This is a genomic window from Syntrophotalea acetylenica, from assembly GCF_001888165.1.
GTDB lineage: Bacteria > Desulfobacterota > Desulfuromonadia > Desulfuromonadales > Syntrophotaleaceae > Syntrophotalea > Syntrophotalea acetylenica.
Map to the genome: position 1 here is coordinate 2,218,543 of NZ_CP015455.1, position 20,271 is coordinate 2,238,813.

At 56.9% G+C, this 20,271-nt stretch carries 13 protein-coding genes; 3 read left to right on the top strand and 10 right to left on the bottom strand.

What is annotated here, in order from left to right; genetic code table 11:
* Position 1: 1 nt before the first annotated feature.
* Positions 2-340, bottom strand: coding sequence for a P-II family nitrogen regulator (locus tag A6070_RS10250; RefSeq protein WP_072285666.1), 339 nt, complete (start codon positions 338-340; stop codon positions 2-4).
* Positions 341-742: 402 nt separating this feature from the next.
* Positions 743-3,154, bottom strand: coding sequence for a Lon protease family protein (locus A6070_RS10255; RefSeq protein WP_072285667.1), 2,412 nt, complete (start codon positions 3,152-3,154; stop codon positions 743-745).
* Positions 3,155-3,458: 304 nt separating this feature from the next.
* On the opposite strand from A6070_RS10255, the gene A6070_RS10260 reads away from it, so the two are divergent.
* The 3 genes from A6070_RS10260 (at position 3,459) to A6070_RS10270 (ending at position 6,959) form a co-directional block, all read left to right on the top strand.
* Positions 3,459-4,967, top strand: coding sequence for a bifunctional DedA family/phosphatase PAP2 family protein (locus A6070_RS10260; RefSeq protein ID WP_072285668.1), 1,509 nt, complete (start codon positions 3,459-3,461; stop codon positions 4,965-4,967).
* An 85-nt stretch (positions 4,968-5,052) separates the two neighbouring features.
* Positions 5,053-6,078 carry an agmatine deiminase family protein gene (locus tag A6070_RS10265; protein ID WP_072285669.1) on the top strand — a complete coding sequence of 342 codons (1,026 nt, stop codon included), beginning with the start codon at positions 5,053-5,055 and terminating at the stop codon, positions 6,076-6,078.
* Positions 6,075-6,959 (top strand): carbon-nitrogen hydrolase, encoded by an 885-nt coding sequence (locus A6070_RS10270; protein ID WP_072285670.1) that lies wholly within the window; start codon positions 6,075-6,077, stop codon positions 6,957-6,959. The genes A6070_RS10265 and A6070_RS10270 overlap by 4 nt, the downstream gene beginning before the upstream one ends.
* Positions 6,960-7,139: 180 nt before the next feature.
* On the opposite strand, the gene A6070_RS10275 is transcribed toward A6070_RS10270, so the two are convergent.
* The 8 genes from A6070_RS10275 to A6070_RS10310 form a co-directional block, all read right to left on the bottom strand.
* Positions 7,140-8,189, bottom strand: a complete 1,050-nt coding sequence (locus A6070_RS10275; protein ID WP_072285671.1) for an ABC transporter substrate-binding protein — start codon at positions 8,187-8,189, stop codon at positions 7,140-7,142.
* On the bottom strand, positions 8,186-9,931 hold the full coding sequence (locus A6070_RS10280) for a heterodisulfide reductase-related iron-sulfur binding cluster (protein WP_158513968.1): 1,746 nt from the start codon (positions 9,929-9,931) through the stop codon (positions 8,186-8,188). Before A6070_RS10280 ends, A6070_RS10275 begins: the two co-directional genes overlap by 4 nt.
* Positions 9,932-10,162: 231 nt before the next feature.
* A complete protein-coding gene (locus A6070_RS10285; RefSeq protein WP_072285673.1) occupies positions 10,163-10,900 on the bottom strand; it encodes a hypothetical protein in 738 nt (245 codons plus the stop codon).
* 152 nt (positions 10,901-11,052) lie between these two features.
* Positions 11,053-12,987 carry a TonB-dependent receptor plug domain-containing protein gene (locus A6070_RS10290; RefSeq protein ID WP_072285674.1) on the bottom strand — a complete coding sequence of 645 codons (1,935 nt, stop codon included), beginning with the start codon at positions 12,985-12,987 and terminating at the stop codon, positions 11,053-11,055.
* A 561-nt stretch (positions 12,988-13,548) separates the two neighbouring features.
* Positions 13,549-15,597 (bottom strand): sigma-54-dependent Fis family transcriptional regulator, encoded by a 2,049-nt coding sequence (locus tag A6070_RS10295; protein ID WP_072285675.1) that lies wholly within the window; start codon positions 15,595-15,597, stop codon positions 13,549-13,551.
* A gap of 486 nt (positions 15,598-16,083) precedes the next feature.
* Positions 16,084-17,100, bottom strand: coding sequence for a glycyl-radical enzyme activating protein (locus tag A6070_RS10300; RefSeq protein ID WP_083558433.1), 1,017 nt, complete (start codon positions 17,098-17,100; stop codon positions 16,084-16,086).
* Between the two features lie 53 nt (positions 17,101-17,153).
* On the bottom strand, positions 17,154-17,573 hold the full coding sequence (locus A6070_RS10305) for a GlcG/HbpS family heme-binding protein (protein WP_072285676.1): 420 nt from the start codon (positions 17,571-17,573) through the stop codon (positions 17,154-17,156).
* A 72-nt stretch (positions 17,574-17,645) separates the two neighbouring features.
* Complete coding sequence (locus A6070_RS10310) at positions 17,646-20,183, bottom strand: glycyl radical protein (RefSeq protein WP_072285677.1); 2,538 nt, start codon at positions 20,181-20,183, stop codon at positions 17,646-17,648.
* Positions 20,184-20,271: the final 88 nt, after the last annotated feature.

Consider the following 20,271-nt stretch of genomic DNA (forward strand, 5'->3'; position numbering starts at 1 on the left):
CTTAAAGGGCTTCCGATCCGGTTTCTCCGGTACGGATGCGAACCACCTGTTCGATATCGTAGACGAAAATCTTGCCGTCACCGATCGTTCCGGTCTGGGCGGCATCCCTGACAATGTTCACCACCTCTCCGACACGATCCGCCGGGATCACCAGTTCCACCTTGATTTTGGGAATAAAGTCGATCTGGTATTCGGCGCCACGGTAAAGTTCGGTATGTCCCTTCTGCCGTCCGAAGCCGCGAACCTCGCTGACCGTCATGCCGCTGATGCCTATGTCGGCCAGGGCCTCTTTGACGTCTTCCAGCTTAAAAGGCTTGATGATGCATTCAATCTTTTTCATGGGTATGTCTCCTTTGACGCCTCCGGCGAAGAGGTATGGGGTGGCGGATTTCCGGAAGACCCGCCACCAGCTGTAACAGGTCGGCATCGCCACACCTGTGCTCCCAAAAAGCATTTTCCCGAAAAATCGCGCGCGCTTGCCTATAGGTATCGCACAGGCCGTACCAAAAACTATTTTTGCGTGATTTCGATATGTTACAGATGTGAACAAACAAAGATGGCTTATTTTTTAAGCAAACTTGGCGAGGGAAACAGTGGCTGATTATTTTTTATCCAGTAGCCTTGCCATCAAAAACACATGCCCCGGCACGGGGCACCACACAAACAAACGGCAGGGGAATCTTGCCCCTGCCGTTTGAAACCACCCTGATTTTCGGAATGTTCTGGTAAGAGAACAAAATTTTCAGTTTTTATCGTTCTTCTCTTCGTTTTTCCCAAAACTCCTCAGCGTTTCGACCATCTGCAGCAGACGTTCGTTCACCATGAAATTCATGGTTCCGTCGGGCCAGCTGCCGTCTTCCTGCCTCTGGCCGGCAGGAATTCCTGTCAGGATTTCAAGACCGTCGTCGATATGGTCAACGGCCCACACATGAAAGTTTCCGGCTTCCACGGCCTCGACCACTTCTTTTTTGAGCATCAGATTCTGGATGTTGCGCGCCGGGATCAGCACGCCCTGCTGCCCGGTAATACCCTGGGCTTTACAGACGGCATAAAACCCTTCGATCTTTTCATTGACCCCGCCGATGGGCTGAATCTGCCCACGCTGGTTGATGGAGCCGGTTACGGCGATCCCCTGACGGATCGGAACATTGGCCAGGGATGAAAGCAGGCCGTATAATTCGGCGGCCGAAGCGCTGTCGCCCTCCACCCCCGAATAGGATTGTTCGAAACATATGGATGCCGACAGGGACAGGGGCTTGTCCTGGGCATAGCGGTCGCCAAGAAACCCGGACAGGATCAGCATCCCCTTGTCGTAGATCGGCCCGGACAACTTGACTTCGCGCTCGATGTTGACCAGGCCTCCCTTGCCCATAAAGGTGCGCACCGTGATCCGCGAGGGCTTGCCGAAGGAATAATCGCCCATCAGGTAGACGGACAGGCCGTTCAGCTGCCCTGTCACCTCACCATCGGTATCGACCAGGATGCGCCCGTCTTCGATGAATTCCTGAACCAGCTGCTCAAGTTTGTTGGAACGGTATTCCTTGGACTCCACCGCCAGTTCGACGTGTTGCCGCTGCACCGTATCGGCACTGTGCCGCCGGGCATAAAAGGACGCTTCCCGGAGCAGATCGGAAAGGTCCATGAAACTGCAGGACAGCCGGTTTTTGTCCTCGACCAGGCGAGCGGCGTATTCCACCACACTGGCGACGCCGCCGGGGGAGAAATGCAGCAGGTCTTCCTTGCGGCACTGGGTAGCGATGAACTGGGCAAAATGCTGCACACTTTGCCAGGTGTTTTTCATCATGCTATTGAAATCGGATTTAACCTTGAAATACTTGCGGAAATCCGGATCAAGCTGATACAGCAGGTAATAGAACATGGGCAGGCCGATCATGATGATTTTGCACTTCAGCGGAAGCGGTTCCGGCTTCAGCGTCACCGTGGCGATCAACCGGTACTGCTCGGTCATGTCTTCGATCTTGATCTCTCTGTTGCGCAGGCAGCGCTTGAGGGCTTCGTAGGAAAACAGGTTGATCAGCACCTCCCGGCAGTCGACAATCAGGTAGCCGCCATTGGCCCGGTGCAGAGCCCCGGATTTGATCATGGTAAAGTTGGTCGTGGCATTGCCCATCTGAATGATATGCTCGATCCGCCCGAAGAGATTGAAATAGGTGGGATTGGGTTCGTAAACAACCGGTGCCCCCTCCAGGGTACTGTTGTCGACGAACAGATTGACCCGATACTGATCAAAGGATGGCTCCTGGCGCCCGACACGCATGTTGCCAAGAGCCACCTGAGGTCCCTGCGACGGCCGGAACTCATCGGCGCGATTGAGAAGATCCTGGCGGCAGTTGGCGAAATGCTCCAGAACCTTGGCATGTTCGCGGTACTTTTCTTCCAGCTCTTCAAACAGGTGCTGCAGCGCGGAGTTCAGGAAATTCTTTTCCATTTCGCTCAGAGTCAGCCTCAGCCGTTTCTCCAGTTCAACCACCTGGCGCAGCGTATCGTTGAGAAGATCCTGCAACTTGCTGCCCGTTACCTCGAGCTTCTGCCGTTCGCTCTCATCGAGTTCACCGTATTCCTGCTGCGACAGAGGCTCCCCTTCGCGGGTCGGGACCAATACCAGTCCACCCACGGTACGCTGCAGCAGAAAACCTTCGGCATTGACTTTCGCTTCAAGATCCTGAACAAGTTTCTTGTTTCTTTCCTGCGACTCCTGGGTGATGGAATTTTTGGCCTGTTCATATTCCTTGCTTTCAAAAAGCTTCGGAATGGCCTCCACCAGGTGGCTGATCAGGGTATCCATATCATCCCGGAAAGCCTTGCCAAGCCCAGCAGGCAACCGGATACAGCCGGGCTTGTCGCCACCTATGAAATCGTGGACATAGCACCAGTCGTCAGGGACCGGCTCCGCTTTGGAACGCTGCTCCAGCACCCGCTTGATGGTCGAGGAACGTCCGGTTCCCGACTCGCCGAGAACAAAAATATTGAAACCGTTGGAATCAATACCCAATCCGAACTCAATGGCGGTCAAGGCCCTGTCCTGGCCGATCGTCTCCTCCGGGCAGCTGATTTCGCCGGTGCTGGAGAACTCAAACTGGGCGGGATCGCATTTCCAGAGAAGTTCCTGCGGTGATAACCTGAATTGTTCCATGAATTTCAGCCTCCTTGGTCCATAACCGGGAGCTGCGGAAAATACACATTACCGAGATGATCATTGGGTGCGCCCGCGGACCGGATCCAGAATGCGGAAAAACCCCAAAGATCATGTAAACTGTGAGACATATTACCGAATACAGGGTGATCTGCGGTCGCGGTCATGCCTTAATACTAACAATTCACCCACTGTTGGCAAGCCACGCAGAACACTATCCGGGCAAGGAACTCCCAGGAAGCGGGCTGCCGGAAATACCTTGCCGCCACAGGGCTGACTTGAAACCGTTTTCGACGGCATGAACATGGATTCCTTTTTCCCATACATCTCCAGCAATCTTCCCGACGGGGTCCTTTACTATGCCCTGCTTGGCCTGATCTCCATGGCCGAATCGATCGCCCTGGTCGGTCTTGCGATACCAGGCAGCAGCCTGGTGCTCCTGGCGGGTTTCCTTTCCGCCCACGGCCAGGGAAAACTTGGAGGCGTCATGATTGCGGCCGCATTGGGCGCTTTTGTCGGGGACAATCTCAGCTATCTGATGGGGGCACGCCTGGGCTACCGTTTTTTGCGCCGACCTGTATTTCGTAAATACATGGGAGCTATCCGCAAAGCCGAAATGTTTTTTCTCGATCATGGCGGCAAGAGCCTGTTTCTGGGTAGATTTGCTGGACCGCTGCGCGGGATGACCGCGTTTATGGCCGGCAGTGCAAGATTTTCACCAACGAGATTTTGCCTCTACACCCTGTTCAGCTGCCTGCTGTGGGGGCTGGCCTATCCCGGGCTGGGCCGCATGGGCGCCGCCAGTTGGCGGCAGGTCCAGATTCTGACCGGGCGCTTCAGCCTGTTGCTTATCACCCTGACGATCATACTGTTTGGCAATGCCCTGTTCTGGAGCCGCACCGTTCCACGACTGTCAGCGCATCTGAGCACCATCCGCACCCGATTTCACCAGATCTGGTGCCGATGGGCGGGAAAACCGCTTCTGAAAAAATGTCGCGACCGATACCCGCAAACCTGGCAATTTATCGCGGACCGCTTCAGCCTGCGACACGGAGCGGGGCTGTATCTTACCGCCGGTTTTTTGTGCTGTGCCCTGTTCTCGGCCCTGTTCTTTGGCCTATTGAGCACATTGCCCATCCTGCACGCCAGCGACCGGCGATTTTATGATCTCATCCTCAACCATCACCACCCCCTCGCCGGACGCCTGCTGCTGGTTTTGACCGGGATGGCCGATCCTGTGGTGGTTATATTCTGGGGATTTCTGCTGTTTGTCTGGCTGATACTCAAAGGAAGAACTTTTTCCGCCGCCGTAATACTGACAGGCACCGGTGCCGGAAAGTTGCTCACAGGGCTTTTAAAGTCGATCTTCAACCGTCCTCGCCCCCTGCCGCTGCATCCCGCCATCATGCCGGATTCACCCGGGTTTCCCAGCGAACATGCATTTTTCGCCCTGTTGCTGGGAGGACTGAGCGTTTACCTGGCGCTGGGTACCCTGCGTCAATGGCGTTCGCGGCTGTCGTTGATCACCAGCGCCAGCTTCATGGCATTACTGATCGGACTGAGCCGCATTTTTCTCGGAGCCCATTGGCTCAGCGATGTATTGGCTGGCTGGCTGCTGGCGGCGTTATGGCTTTCGTTTTTAATCACCGCCATGGAGGTGCGGCGCAGACTGACGGGTGAAACTCTCTGGCACCGGCAATGGCAGCCACCGGGATTCGATCGCCTCGTGGGGAAAGCCATATGGGCCGCTGCACTGAGTGTGGCTGGGTTGAGCATCATCGACCATCTGCTGTTTTTATGGAGCATCGGTTGACAGAGGATCGGTTGGCAGTTGTCTCCAGTCCCGTTTTTCATTACCATAGCGCTTCTTTGTTCATCCCCTAACGCGCGAGGTTCGTATGCTTTATCGCCTGCCGGCCGAATGGGAACCGCAGGACGCCGTCCTGCTGGCCTGGCCTCATGAAGATAGCGACTGGCTGCCCTGCCTGGAGGAAGTCGAACCGGTTTTCCTCCGACTGGTCCGGGAGATCAGTCGATTTGAAAAGGTTCTGGTGGTGGCCCCGGATATCGAAAACGTCCGCCAAACGCTCATTTCCGCCGAAATCGATATGGAGCGGGTAAGGCTTTACCGGATCCCCACCAACGACACCTGGGCCCGGGATTTCGGACCCATCACCATCCTCAACGACAATCGCCCGCAATTGCTCGACTTTACCTTCAATGGCTGGGGGCTCAAGTTTTCCGCCGACCTCGACAACCTGGTCAACCGTCGTCTGCACAGCATTGAAGCCTTCGGCGCCACCCCCATGACCACCTGCGGACTGGTGCTGGAAGGCGGCAGCATCGAATCGGACGGCCGCGGCACCCTGCTGACCACCAGCCAATGTCTGCTCAGCGCCAACCGCAACCCGCACCTGGACAAAACCCAGCTCGAACAGGCCCTGAGCCGGACGCTTGGCGTCCGCCGGGTGCTGTGGCTTGAAAGCGGCTACCTGGCCGGAGACGACACCGATTCCCATATCGACACCCTGGCCCGCCTCTGTCCCGGGGACACCATTCTCTACGTACAATGCGACAACCCCAAAGACGAGCATTTCGCCGCATTGCGGACCATGGCCCAGGAACTGCGGGACCTGCGCACCCTCGAGGGCAAACCGTTCCGGCTCATACCGTTGCCCTGGCCACGGGCCTGCCATGACGAACAGGGACATCGGCTGCCGGCCACCTATGCCAATTTCCTTGTCATCAACGGCGCGGTGCTGGTTCCAACCTACGGCGACCCTCAGGACGCCCACGCCCTGTCCGCCGTTGGACAGGCGTTTCCGGATCGCGCCATTATCGGCGTGCACTGCCTGCCGCTGATCCGGCAGCACGGTTCGCTGCATTGCGTCACCATGCAACTTCCGAAAGGGGTTTTGCCATGAATGAGCTCATCGTTGGCCTGATTCAGCAGACCTGCAGCGCCGATCGTCAGGCCAATCTGCAAAAAAGCGTCGAGGGAATCCGCGAAGCAGCCAACCAGGGAGCGCAACTGGTGGTCCTGCAGGAGCTGCACGCCAGCCTCTACTTCTGCCAGACCGAAGACACCGACTGCTTCGACCTGGCCGAACCGATCCCCGGCCCCGCCACCGATCTGTTCGGAGATCTCGCCAGGGAATTGAACCTGGTCATCGTGACCTCGCTGTTCGAACGCCGCGCTCCGGGCCTGTATCACAATACGGCGGTTGTCATGGACAAAGACGGCAGCATCGCCGGCCGCTATCGCAAAATGCACATCCCGGACGACCCCGGTTACTACGAAAAATTCTATTTCACGCCGGGAGACCTGGGGTTTGCTCCGATCTCAACCTCGCTGGGCAAACTCGGCATCCTGGTCTGCTGGGACCAATGGTACCCCGAGGCGGCACGCCTGATGGCCATGGCCGGCGCTGAACTGCTCATCTACCCTACCGCCATCGGCTGGGATCCCCGGGACGACGCGGGCGAACAGCAGCGCCAGCGGGACGCCTGGATCACCATCCAGCGCGGCCACGCCGTGGCCAACGGCCTGCCGGTTATTGCCGTCAACCGCACCGGCTTCGAAGCCTCTCCCGATCCTCATGGCGCAGGCTCCCTGTTCTGGGGCAGCAGCTTCGTGGCCGGCAGCCAGGGCGAAATGCTCACCCAGGGTTCGGTGGACCAGGAGGAAGTGCTGGTGGTAACAATCGATCGCAGCCGCAGTGAAAAAGTACGCCGCATCTGGCCGTTTCTGCGGGACCGGCGGATCGATTGTTATGCAGACCTGACGCGCCGGTTTCGCGATTAACCCTCCTGCTGCCGACCAGAACGGAATCAAAAAAACCCCGCAGAAGGCGGGGTTTTTTTGATGTAGCCATAAAAATCGCAAGGTTATCGGTGTTATCGGAAAACATCACCCCTCATGTTTCCAGAGACCTCTGCTGCGGCAACGAACACCGCGCAGTTTGTCCCCGGGCTTTTCCCATTCTCATGGGCGGTCTGTATTGTTCAGGAGGGATCGCAGATCCTCATCATCAAGCATCTTACCCAGAAACAGGTTGAAAAACTCTCTTGTTTCAAACAGGACTTTTTCATTTTCACGATGCTGATAGAGGATGCCGGCCAGCCATTTGGCCCCTAACAGTCGCAGGAACGACGGAGGTCTATCCATCCAGTTAAAGGGGATATTGGGCTCCAGAACGACCCTTTTATTGCGAACGGCCCGGATCTCCCTCCACCTGCTGTCCCGGTGGATTTCATTGAAAAAAGAAGGTTCCTGGACAACAATGACTTCCGGATCGAATAACAGCACCTGTTCGATCGAGAGCCGGTGTTTGTGCTGACGGCTTCCAGACTTTATCGGGTAAACGTTTCGACCTCCGGCCAGGGCGAGAACCTCCCCGTGAACCGAGTCGGACGACACGGTTGTCAATCCATCCAATCCTTCCGCAAAATAGACGGAAACCCGCTGACGTTCAGAAATTCCGGCTGCATCCGCACGCAGCTTTTTAAGTGCCTTTCTGAAATAGGTCGCAAGTTTTTTCCCGCGCGCTTCCCGTCCCAGCAATTTTCCCAGATACTCATAGGCCTGCGGATAATCCTCTATCGTATCCAGTTTTACCAGTACATAGGGAATTCCTGATAAATCCAGAACACGCCTGGCCATTGGATTAAGAAATCCGGAAGGAGGGGGCCAGACAATCACCAGATCCGGCCTGGACTCCACAAGAACTTCCGCATTGAAATTTTTTGAGCCTCCCCCGAAACCGCCGATAACCGGCAGGTTTTTAATATCTTTTCCAAGATATTGCTGCAGTTTCCTGCTTGAAGGCACGTTCAATGCGCCGATGAGGCACGGATCTATGGTGCATACCATGTAGGTAACCGGAGGAGAGGCGGCGACAACCTTATCGATGCGGCCGGGCAGGTCCACGGTCCGTCCGTACATATCGACCGTTTGCGCTGCGTCGGTGCGATTCACCAACAGAAAAACAGCCAGCATCAGCATCGGCACGATACGTTGCACAAAGCGGCTCATGGGATTTCAGCACGATGCAGAATTTCAGCAACATCCAGAATCGCAACCGGCTTTTCCGACGCCTGTTCCATGGCTGCGGCCCGCAGGATTTCACGACAATAGGGGCAACCGGTTATAATCGCTTCCGCCCCTTCTTCGCAAATCCGGGTCAACAGCCGTTGGCCGGCTTGCCTGGCGGTCTCCGCCGCAACCGTGCCACCACCGGAGCCGCAGCATAAGCTTTTCTGGCGGCTGTGTTTCATCTCGATCAGGGAAAGCCCGGCCACCGACTCAAGAAGCGCCCTTGCCGATGTGTACTCCCCGTTATACCGTCCGAGAAAACAGGGATCGTGATAGGCCGCTTTGAGAGCTGAGCTTTTTCCGGGTAGAAGCATTTTGTCCGCAGCTAACCCGGAGAGATACTGCGCATGGTGCATTATTTTCACATTCGCTCCGAAAACCGGATATTCATTTCCAAGTGTATTGAAGCAGTGCGGGCAGCAGGTGACGACCGTCGCATTCTTCAGTTTTTCCAGATAGCCGACGTTTAACGCGACATTACGCTGAAAAAGCGGCTCATTGCCAAGCCGGCGAACAGGGCCGCCGCAACATGCCGGGGGCTCAAGAACCGAAAAATTCACCCCGGCTTTTTTCAACAACTGCTGAACGTTCCGCAGGATTTCACTTTGATCTGGATTGCTCTCTTTGCAACCGGGCCACAGATATACGTCAAAACCGGGATGCGGCGCAGTCGGACAGTTGGAAGCATCGGCAAGCGAGGCCAGGTTCCTGTCAAAGCGGGCGGCTATCATTGCCGGGACGCGGTTCCTTTCATTTTCACCGCGCCGGATCGCCACAATCCCGAAGCCATGTTCCCCGTTCATCGGACATCGTTCCTCGCATGACAGACACAAGCTGCAAGACCAGAGAGCCGCCTCATCGATAACCTGGCCGGCAAGCGGACTGGTCCATCTGCCCTTTCGCACCAGGTTTCGCAGTCTTTTCAGCAGGATCATGGGTGCGAAAGGCATACCCCCCAGAAACACTGGACAGAGTTTTTTGCATCTGCCGCATTCCACGCAGGCATCGGTCTCAACAAGCTGTTTTCTGGTACAGTCGGCAACGGTCCACGCCCCTCGGCCACTGTCTTCTGAAAACCCTGCCGCCATGCGCATGGTTATGGGAAAACGGGAGAAAATGCTCAATGGCACAGCCAGCATGTGGAGAAGCTTGCTCCATGGAGCAAGCGCGAGCAGAGAAAAGGACAGCACCACATGACCATGCCAGATAAACCGGTGCAACCGGAGGGCACCGTGCTGGTCAAGGGGGACGCCCAACAGCAGGGCAAAAGCATGCCCGACCGGTGACCATACTGCCCAGGGATCGGCAGTGGCGACTATGCGCACGCCCTTCAGTAAAAATCCACTGAGCACCACCATGGCGAGCAGCATGAGAGGGAAAATGTCACGAAGGCCGCTTTCGAGCCGGTCAGGTCTCACAACATACCGTTTGTATATCGCAAGAGATAGACCGATCAGAACGGCAATACCCGCTAAATCGACAATCAATCCAAAAGCCAGATAAACGGCTCCGTGAATAAAATTCACGCCAAGGTGCATTTCAATCGCCAGCATGACCGTGCCAGTGAAAAGAAACAGCATTCCGTACACGATGCAACGGTGCATGCCAAGATACATGCCACCGCGAATCATCCCTTTCTGGCTTGAAACGGCACGCAGCAAGGCGCGCAGTCTTTCACTCACCTGCCCCGCCGCTGTCCCTTTTCTGCCACGGAGCCATGCCCGGATCCTCCCGGAGAAACCTGCTGCCAAAGACACAGCGGTAACGAAGGTACAGATGTCAAGAAAGCGGCTGCTGCCGATATTCCACAAAACCTGTCGCGAAGCTTCCATCAGGTATGCAACCTTTCCCGTCTTTTCGGCTACAACACGTGTTTTTTCAAAAAGTGCGGGCAGAACCAACCCGCCATAAAATTAAAATTTCATGTAGATTTTTCTGTCGCATGCCTTCCAGGTTATCCCCGGCAGCCCTTCTGCCGGGACCACCAGGAGAACAGGCTTATTGTCCAAAAGCACCGGTTTTACCCATTCGCCAACAAAAACAGGTTCTTCATCCCGCAGCTTCTTTCCTTCCATGGTCTGGACGACATCGATTCCGGAGCGGCGAATTTCCCTCGCCACCGCAATCCCGTTGTTTGCCGGGATCCGGAACCGCCCCATGAATATGCCGTCATTCCCCGTATAACGAAGCCCTGCTCCGGCAAGTGCACCAATGACCCCCTGACCGGTGCCGCCGTGCTCGGAAAGATGTACACCTTGGGTGGCGGCCGTCGCATAAGCCTCGTCCTTGGTAATAACCGCCGTTTTTGCCCTGCGACCGAACGCCACAAGCGATTGCGGATTGCTCAACCGCTCCGGAACCATAATGCAGAGCCCGGGATCCGCCCCCGATACACTTTCCGCAGCCAGGGTGGAGCAGCAGTAACATGTTACCGCTTCCAGGTCCCCCTCGGGAATGTTCGCGGGAAAGCACATTGAACTGTTATGTGATGTATAGGGAATATCAGGATGAAGGAGCAGTTGATGTCGGGTCACCGCTCCGCAGTTACCCCATCCACGGGACATGATTCCCCTGGCCAGAAGTTCGGCAATTTCTCCGGTTCCACGGCTGTGAATGTTGTCCGTATCGTCGATTGAAATGAAAATTTCCATGTTTGCTCCCGGCCTCGGCGCGTATCTGGATCCCCTGGTCGTCAAAACCAACATCCGGGCAGGACCCCGGCGGTGACTTTTTACCTGGCAATCTCGAGCCATCGAACAGATATTTTGGCCTGTCCCTGTTTCGGACAAGCCTTTCCGACCCATCAAAATTTCCAGGTCACCCCGCCGTACATAAAACGGCCAGAGCGGGGCAGAGCATAACTTTGCTCATAGTCGGCATCAAACAGATTGTTGATGCCGAAATAAAGATCAAGAGCCCCGCCTGCCGCCTTTTTGTTAATACGAAAATCACACACCAGATACTCCGGCATGCGTTTTTTATTGTCATTGCTATCGTAGGTGTAGGCCTCGGCCACGTACAGAGCGCTGCCATAAATGCTCATCTGCCAGGGCAGCTGGTAGGTCGCTTCGAGAGTCGTTTTATGCTTTGGATTGTACTGAATCTCATCCCGCCGGGTGTCGGACGACTTGTCCTCGGTATCGAGATAGGTGTAGCCGGCCCGCAGCAGCAGTTTGTCGAAATAACGGTTTTCGACCAGCACCTCAATCCCCTTGAATTCGTATTCCTCAAAGTTCCTGCGGATTTTGGTCGCGTCGTCCTTGGCGATGAAATCCTCCACGTCGATATAAAACCCGGTCACCGAAAACATGGTTTCGGCCGGCAGGTTCTGTTCGACCCCGGTCTCGTAGTGCCAGGTCACCTCGCCGCCCAGATCGGCATTGCCCTCGTCGCCATACAGGTCACGCAGAGTCGGGAACCTTACCTTGCGGGCATGAGACGCCTTCAGGCGGGTGCCCGGCAGCAGATCATAATACAGGCCGACCAGATAGGAATAATCCTCCTCGTCCTTCTCGTCACGGTCCTGCCAGTGATAGCCGAAACCAAACACCGTGCCCAAATCCTGCAAGGGTCTGGCCTCGAATTCGAAATCCGCCGAGTAGAGCTGGAAATCCTCGTTTTCGCTGGTGTCAGCGACTTTTTCCTGCGCCTGCCAATCATCGTTTTCCGCCATCAGGGCTAAAGTGGCCTTGCCGAAATGCTGCAGGTCGCAGGCGAGCTGCAGATTGACTCCGGAGATTTCCACCTTTGAGTCAAGTTTGCTTTTAAGTTTACTGAGGGTTGCGTCGGTGTAGGTCTTCTCCACCATGTCCAGCGCATTGAAAAACGCCCAGCTCTTGACACTGATCGGCCCGGAAAAATCATGGTCCAGCGCCAGCTGGACGTTGAACTCTTCCAGATCGTCTTCCCGCTCGTACTTGGGATTGCTGGCAAAGGGGTCGTCTTTTTTGGTCAGGATGGTGTACGGCTTGCCCCGGTCGCCGGACAGATAACTGAAAGTCGCGCCGATACTGGTGACATCGTTCGGGGTAACGCCGACATTGACAAAGACATTATCCCGCCTCCGATCGCTGTTTTCCCGCTCGTCCCCGTCTTCGAGCCTGGCCGGCGAAAAGTGATCGGAAAGCTCGTAACAATCCTGCTCGTAATGGCTGCCACTGACGAAAACATTGTACTTGTCCGCCCCATAGGAGCCGGTACCGCGTAGCAGATGCGTATCCCACGATGCCAGTTCACCGTTCAGGGAGCCACGCACGCCCTTGCTGCCTTTTTTGGTGATGATGTTGATGACCCCGGCGTTGCCGCCGGAACCGTAGAGGGTCGAAGTGGCGCCGGTGGTCACCACGATTTCGGCGATATTCTCCACCGAGATCAACGCCGGGTCGAACTGACCGTCATAGGTGCTGTTGAAAGGGGTACCATTGAGCAGCAGCTTGATATGCCGCGTGCGGAAACCGCGCATGTCGATACGCGGGGCACCGTCACCACCCACCCGGACGTCTACCCCGGGCAACAGGTTCAAGGCATCGTCAAGAGAGCGCACGCCGCGCTGTTCCATCTCTTCAGCCGTCACCCTGCGCGTCACGCCCACCGCTTCGACTATCGGGGTGCCCCCTGAAACCACCACCTCGCCAAGACGGTACAATTCATCATCGGCGGCCGCCCACAACCGCGCCGCAGCGCCGAACACCAGCATTCCGGCCAGCGATACAGCCAGAACCTCTCTTGACCTGAGCATGCTTGACACCCTCCATCTCATACTGATCATGAAAAATTTAAAAATAACAAAGGTTCACTCACCAACAACCACCAAGAGAACCAAACCCCTGCACGGTGGTGCAACTGCCTGCACCGCACAAACAAACCTGTGGATTGACGCCGCCACGGCAGAAAAGGGCCGTTTCCGGATGGATACAGCGTAGTTTTCATATGGGAAACGAGCAATTTTTCGTTGTGGCAAGGAAATCAAGGGTTTGCGCGGTGGCGTACATCGGTACGCCGCACAAGCAAGCCTGCGGATTGACGCCGCCACGGCGGAAAAGGGCCGTTTCCGGATGGATACTATCTATGTGCCGATGGATATCGGGACGAATAAGTTCCCTATAAAAGCGACATGATCATGCCATCACTACATTTTTCTGTCAAAGAAAAACTCAGGCTGTGCCTTTGGGGGTATCTGTTTCGGGAAAGGGATCGTTGGCGGGTTTTGCGGAGGGGCGGATCGATTGTTATGCGGAGCTGACGCGGCGGTTTCGCGATTAGCCGGCCTGCTGCCGGCCGGCTCCGCGACGGCATCAAATCAGTGCTTGTTTGGTGGCACGATGGCATATTTATCCATCTTGCGGTACATGGTCGCCCGGCTGATGCCAATCTCCCGTACCGCCCTGGTAATCTGCCATTTATGCTTTTGCAGCGACTGCATAATCACCTGGCGTTCAGCCTGTTCCATGGCATTCAAGCCGGCAATGGCTTCGTCCGCCAAAAAAGCGGTATCGTCCTCCGGCGGCGCTTCAGGCAAACAGCGGCGGTCCTTTTCAAGGCACCGCATCTGCGCAACCTCGCCGGAGTGCCGGGAACCGGTGATATCGGCGGGAAGATCGCCACAGGTAATCACCCTTTTATCGCACATCGCCAGGGCATAGCGCAGGACATTGCATAACTGGCGAATGTTTCCGGGCCAGGGATGCGCCTCCATGATCCGCATGGCCTCGTCTTCAACGAGCGCCGGAGCGCCACCCGTTCCTGCCTCGATCGCCAGCACGTCGCGGATCAGGCTGGCAAGATCGGAGCGCTGACGCAGGGGCGGCAATTCAAAGGACACTCCATTGAGGCGGTAAAACAGATCCTCGCGAAACGCGCCAAGGCCTACCAGGTCCGCAACATTGTGATGGGTTGCACATATCACATGCAAATCGACGGGAATCGGGGTCTCCCCGCCGAGGGGCGTGACCTCCCTTTCCGCCAGAACCCTCAACAACCGTGTTTGCAGGCTCGCCGGCATGTCGCCGATTTCATCGAGAAACAGGGTGCCACCATCCGATTGCAGAATCTTGCCGCGCATCCCCTTGCTGCGCGCCCCGGTGAAGGCGCCTTCTTTGTAGCCAAACAGTTCGCTTTCAATCAGTGATTCGGGAATCGCGGCACAGTTGACCGCAACAAAGGGTTTATCGGAGCGCCGACTGGCATGATGGATGGCCCGGGCAAAGACTTCCTTCCCGGTACCTGTTTCCCCCTGGAGAAGAATCGAAATAGGCTTGTTCATGACACGTTTGATACGCTCGACACAGGCCCTGAGTTTGGGGTCCTCCCCGGTGAGATAATCAAGGGACAAAGGCGTCCCCGCCATCGGCACACGCCTGCCGCGGGAAGCGGACGCCACGATCGAACCTGCCGACGACACGGCAGCAGCCCGGGGAAACCGCAGAGAGGCGAACATCCGCAGCCCTGATTTCTGCAAGCGGACGGGCAGCACCATGCTGGAGCGGGAGAACATTTCCAGCAGTTTCCTGAAATCGACATCCAGCGTCTCGCCGATCGGCCTGCCGAGCAGGCTGCCGCCGCCGATCTCACCCGCCAGCCTGCAGTGAGCCACACGATCCGCCGCCACAATCCTGCCGGCGCCATCCATGGCCAGGAAGCACTCACTCGACACTTCCGCAAGCTCCCTCTCGACACTGAGCCGTAAAATCCACCGATCTTCGCACTGACTGAGAAAGAAGGCGCATTCGACCATGCGCGCGGCCTGTATAACCAACTGCAGCGCAAGGTGCTGACTGTCTTTGAATGCGGGGGAAACAAAGCTGGAAACAGCTATCCCGCCCATGGTTTTATGGCCCGGACCGATGACGGGAGCACAGGAGCATGTCAGATCGGCGTGTTTGGCACGGAAGTGTTCGCCATTGTACACCGTCAGGGGGACCTGCTCGACAAGTGCGGTGCCAATCCCGCAGGTACCTTCCCGGCTCTCATTCCAGACAGATCCCAGACAAAGACCGGCAGCCTTCCACTGCCGCGACAATCGCTCGTCGCCCAGCCAGTCGACGGTTATGCCGTTGGCGTCGCACAGCATGGTGCAATAGCCGAGCGCGGCAACCTGCCGGTGCAGATACTGAACCGCCTTTTGGGCAATACGCAAAAAGCGTTCGATCGGCCCGGAATACTCCCGCAACTCGGCACCCATCAGCACCCGAACCGGATCGGGCTCACCCGGGTTGATTCGGTAATGTCGCAGGCAGCGATCCCAGGACGCTGCAATTATCGGATTGACCTCTGCCTCACCCTCGCTCGCCTTTCCGATTGACCAGCAACGTATTTTATGGACATGGTTGAGGATTTCGCGCTCATGCATGAATTCAACCTTGAGAATAGAGAGAATTTTCCTTGTGCGCCTGTTGTTCCTCCCTGTTCTTCCGAAGCCGGCGGTCACAAACTCCGGGTTGTTTTGAATTTTACATAGGGCTCCCGCAAGCAACAGGGATTTCAATCCATTCTGGCACGATCCGCCATAAAGATTACCACCAGACTACCATCAAAAAACCATTACACAATAAGGACGAGATGTTGAAGTCAAAAAAGTGGAACACTTCGATCCGACATAACGCGGCCTTTTGCCGGACTTCAGGGACATGGCCCATGAATAGAAACCAGGCCAGGACTCTCGCCCAATCACGGCATCCGGAACTTTGCGTTTGGATGGCCGGTTGCGGGATTGTTTGTGGGATTTTAACAACATGCGCCTTTTTGCCGCATGCTCCTGCCATGCCGTGGATAGAAAACGGGCGAAGGATGCCGACGCACCCTCCGCCCTTGGAATTTTCAGGATCGGAAATGATGCCTAACGCGTCATTTTCACATTGCTGCCAACATAGGCCGGCAATCCCCAGTTGCGCAGAATGCCGATGGCACTTTTCAACCGGGCCACATAATCCTCCCGAAGCGGCTTCTTCATATCCGCCAGAGGGTAAGCCTTGCCGAGGGTTTCGTACTTGGTCTTGCCGAGTTCGTGAAACTGCAATACCTGCACCTGCCGGGGTGTGGACCCAAATTCACTGGCGATGAACCGGGCCGTGGCCTCAATGTTCTCATCGCTGTCGTTGTATCCGGGAATGAGGGGAACGCGGATCACCGACGGGATGCCCGAGCGCCCCAGTCTTTTCAGGTTATCCAGCACCAGCGCCAGGTCACAGCCGGTGTACGCGCGATGCTTGTCCGCGTCCATGTGCTTGATATCGGTCAGTACATATTCGGTATAGGGCAGGGCCTGAGCCACCAGATTCCATGGCACGCCAAGGGCGGTTTCGATGCAGGTATGCACATAGGCGGCCCTGCAGGCCTTCAGCAGTTCCACCACAAAGGGCGTCTGCACGAACAGCTCGCCGCCACTAACGGTAATGCCGCCGCCGGTCTCATCGAAAAATTCCCGATCCTTGAGCACTTCACGCATCACCTGCGCCACCGTCATGTCTTCGCCCCAGCGGGCCAGGGCATTTGCCGGACATTCATCGACGCAGGCCATGCAGCGGGTGCAGAGGCTTCGATCGATACCGGCCACCAGGCCCTCCTCGCTGATGCGAAAAATGCCTTGCGAGGTAAACGGGCAGGCATCGAGACAATAGCCGCACTTCTCGACCCCGATACAGCGTTGCTCATAAACGGCGACCTCCGGGTTTTTGTCCCAGCTTTCGGGATTGCAGCACCACAGACAGCTCATGGTGCAGCCTTTGAGAAACACCGAGGTCCGGGTGCCGGGGCCGTCATGAACCGTGTAACGCTGTATGCTGTACACAATGCCCCGGGCATCCATGTCCGGCTGTAGCCTGTCGACCCTGCCTGGAGCGATGTTGTCTTGCATCGCAAACTCCCTTCCTGTCCGTGGCTCTCCCGTGTGGATTTCGCGACGGTTGCTCAGCGTCCCGCGGCCACCTCGAAAGCATCGCGGCCGGCGGCTGCGATGGCCCTATCCTCTTCGGACGACCCACCGCTTACACCGATGCCTCCGGCAATACAGCCCTCGTCGGACACCGGATAACCGCCGCCGAAGATACAGATGCCACTGGCGGCCTGGCAGGTATGCACGCCAAAGAAAGGTCCGCCAGGCTGGGTATGCCGGGCCAATTCCTCCGTAGGCATGGTGGTGGCGACCGAGGTATAGGCCTTGTTCAGAGACAAAAACTGACTGATGAGCATGGCGTTGTCCATGCGGTGCTGGGCCACGAGATTGCCCCCTGCATCCACCACCGCAATGGATACCGGCACCCCCAGCTGTTCGGCTTTTTCCTGACTTGCGCTGATCATGCGCAACGCCGTCTTCAAATTCATCTTCATCGTATGCCCCCTGGCGATGGCCTTGATACAGGATTGCCGGGCCGGCTGTACGGCCCGGCAATCGCGCTGACATCAGAATTCCAGCTCGGTTCGTTCCAGAATATCACGCTGCACGCTGGGATCCAGTTCGGTGAAAAAGGCGCTGTAGCCAGCTACGCGCACGATCAGTCCCTTGTATTTTTCCGGATGATCCATGGCATCTTCCAGCACGGAACGGCTGATGACGTTGATCTGGTTGTGCATGCCCTTGCGCTGGAAATAAACCTTCATCATGCCGATGAAGTTTTCATCCCCCGTCTCCCCGGCCAGGGTTGACGGGCTGAACTTCATGTTGAGCAGGGTGCCGTTGGAGGCGATGCCGTGATCCAGGGCGGAAACGGACTTGACCACCGCCGTCGGCCCGGAGACGTCGTGAGAGCCACGGCTGGTGTGCACCGGAGACACGCCGTCGGCGACCGGCTCACCCGCCTTGCGGCCGTCGGGGCTGGCCTGGGTGATGGCGCCGAAAGGTACGTTGGCCGACACCGGATAGAGACCGGCCTGGAACTCCCCGCCGTGCGGTGTGGGGCGGCGTTCGAGGTGTTTGCAGTAGCACTTGGCGCCCCAGCGGGCCAGGTCGTCGACCTCTTCGTCATCGTTGCCGTAATGCGGCACCTTGGCGCTGTTGATCAGGGCATAGATGGGCTCGTAACCTTCCCAGTTCTTTTCCAGGGCATCGAGCAGGTCGGCCCCGGAGATCTTCTTGTCTTCGAACACCAGCTTTTTGATGGCGCTCAGGCCGTCGGCCACGTTGGACACGCCGACCCCCTGGGGACCGATGAAATTGTAACGCGCTCCACCGGCGGTCACGTCCTTGCCCTTGTCGATGCAATCCTCGACCAGCAGGGACAGGTAAGGCAGCGGCTTGCGCGTCTGATGCGCCACATCCATGGCGCATTCCGCCATCACCAGCCGGTCGACCCAGTACTTCATCTGCTTGTCGTAGGCCTCCCGGACCTCGTCAAAGCTGCTGAAATCCGCCAGCGATCCGGTCTGCAGGCCAAGGGTCTCGCCGGCGCCGACACATTGATCGTACATGGGGCACGCGGCGCTGCAGCCGGTGCACTTGCCGTTGTTGATGGCCAACTCCAGAACCTTGTTCATATTGAAAAACGCGGCGTCGTGCCAGCCGTATTCGCGCCCCTCGGAGTTGGGCTCCACACAGCCCAGCGCGCCGTAATCCCGCGAGTCCTCGATGGTGCGACCGCGGTTTACCATGGACGGGATGATGATTTCGTCATTGAAGAAGGACGGCATGCCCAGCCCCATTTTGGCCACCTTGGTAACCTTGATCCACCATTCGCGGGGCGAGTTGGCGTGCCAGCGGCTGGTCAGCCAGGGGGCGTTGAGGCGCACATGCGCCATGGCGTCGACGCACATGAAAGACAGTTCGTTGGTGGCGTCCTCACCTTCCGGAGTCTGCCCGCCTATGGTCAAGGAAGGCCCGCCCAGCTCCACGCCGCCGAAAGCCTTGGTAGAACCTTCGTCACGGATCTTGGTCAGCTCGCTGATCTTGATCCAGGCCCCCTCGATCAGTTCCTGGACAAAGTCCTTGGTGATTTTCCCTTCGGCCATGTCCTTGCGGAAGAAGGGATAGAGATGCTGATCGAAACGTCCCCAGTGGATGGAATGGCCATTGCCCTCGATGGTGATAACCACGGTCAGCATCCACCACAGTTGCAGGGCCTCCCAGAAGGAACGCGGCGGGTTCTCGGCGATCCAGTCCAGGTTATCCGCCATCTGCAAAAGCTCCTGCTTGCGCTCGCCTTCAGCCGCGGGTGCCATCTGGCGCGCGAGGTTCGCATAACGGCGGCAATAGGTCATGATGCCGTCCAGGCAGATGAGCTGCGCCTGATAGAACTGAATTTTGTCCAGCACCGACGGGTCGCACGGATCCAGTTCGGACAGTTTGCTGTCGATCTTGTCCTGCAGCCCCTTCCAACCCAGTTCATAGATCTTCTCATAGCGGGCCGACGTGTGCCCCACCCCGCCAAAGAAATAGTTGCCGAGCAGGTAGATGCCCTTGCCGTAGGAACCGGTGCCTTTAAGGGCGGTTGCCGGCATCAGGGATTTGGCCAGGTCGTGCACTGTCCGATTCTTCCAGAATTCGCGGATATCCCGCAGTTGCTGCTTGGTTTCCTCGGTAATCAGGAAACGGTCGCCGGGCCGTTTTTCGAAGGGCTTGTTGTCCATCTCCTCGACCAGCCACTCGTAGGAGAACTCCGGAAAAACCGGCGCGCAACGCGGCGGCGCCGCCATGTTGCCGGCGACCAGCTCATACTTGCCGATTTCGATGGAAACATTTTTCAACACATGGGCAAAGCACTCCGCACAGCGGATGATATGTGGCTTGTTGCTGTTTTCCTTGAACTTTTCCGTCCACAACACAGCCCGCTCGGCGGACACGCCCAGGGGCGTATCCAGAAACTGCTGCCGCCAGGCATTGATGCGCGCAAAAGGAGACGGATTTTCCTCCAGCCCGGAGGTCCCGGTCCCGTAGTCCTTGTCATAGGGATCGTAACCTTCCAGAGTGACTTTTGCGGTTTCCTTGACTACGGATGCGTCATACATAGTTACCTCCTCGTCTTGTCGACAGCTTGCAACATGCTCGATGCGGATTTTCTGCAGGGACACTCGCGCAATGAGGTTGGCCAAGCGG

What these genes read in the sequence shown, in the direction of transcription:
- A6070_RS10250 (WP_072285666.1), bottom strand. Translation starts at nt 340, where the DNA reads ATGAAAAAGATTGAATGCATCATCAAGCCTTTTAAGCTGGAAGACGTC.
- A6070_RS10255 (WP_072285667.1), bottom strand. Translation starts at nt 3,154, where the DNA reads ATGGAACAATTCAGGTTATCACCGCAGGAACTTCTCTGGAAATGCGAT.
- A6070_RS10260 (WP_072285668.1), top strand. Translation starts at nt 3,459, where the DNA reads ATGGATTCCTTTTTCCCATACATCTCCAGCAATCTTCCCGACGGGGTC.
- A6070_RS10265 (WP_072285669.1), top strand. Translation starts at nt 5,053, where the DNA reads ATGCTTTATCGCCTGCCGGCCGAATGGGAACCGCAGGACGCCGTCCTG.
- A6070_RS10270 (WP_072285670.1), top strand. Translation starts at nt 6,075, where the DNA reads ATGAATGAGCTCATCGTTGGCCTGATTCAGCAGACCTGCAGCGCCGAT.
- A6070_RS10275 (WP_072285671.1), bottom strand. Translation starts at nt 8,189, where the DNA reads ATGAGCCGCTTTGTGCAACGTATCGTGCCGATGCTGATGCTGGCTGTT.
- A6070_RS10285 (WP_072285673.1), bottom strand. Translation starts at nt 10,900, where the DNA reads ATGGAAATTTTCATTTCAATCGACGATACGGACAACATTCACAGCCGT.
- A6070_RS10290 (WP_072285674.1), bottom strand. Translation starts at nt 12,987, where the DNA reads ATGCTCAGGTCAAGAGAGGTTCTGGCTGTATCGCTGGCCGGAATGCTG.
- A6070_RS10295 (WP_072285675.1), bottom strand. Translation starts at nt 15,597, where the DNA reads ATGCATGAGCGCGAAATCCTCAACCATGTCCATAAAATACGTTGCTGG.
- A6070_RS10300 (WP_083558433.1), bottom strand. Translation starts at nt 17,100, where the DNA reads ATGCAAGACAACATCGCTCCAGGCAGGGTCGACAGGCTACAGCCGGAC.
- A6070_RS10305 (WP_072285676.1), bottom strand. Translation starts at nt 17,573, where the DNA reads ATGAAGATGAATTTGAAGACGGCGTTGCGCATGATCAGCGCAAGTCAG.
- A6070_RS10310 (WP_072285677.1), bottom strand. Translation starts at nt 20,183, where the DNA reads ATGTATGACGCATCCGTAGTCAAGGAAACCGCAAAAGTCACTCTGGAA.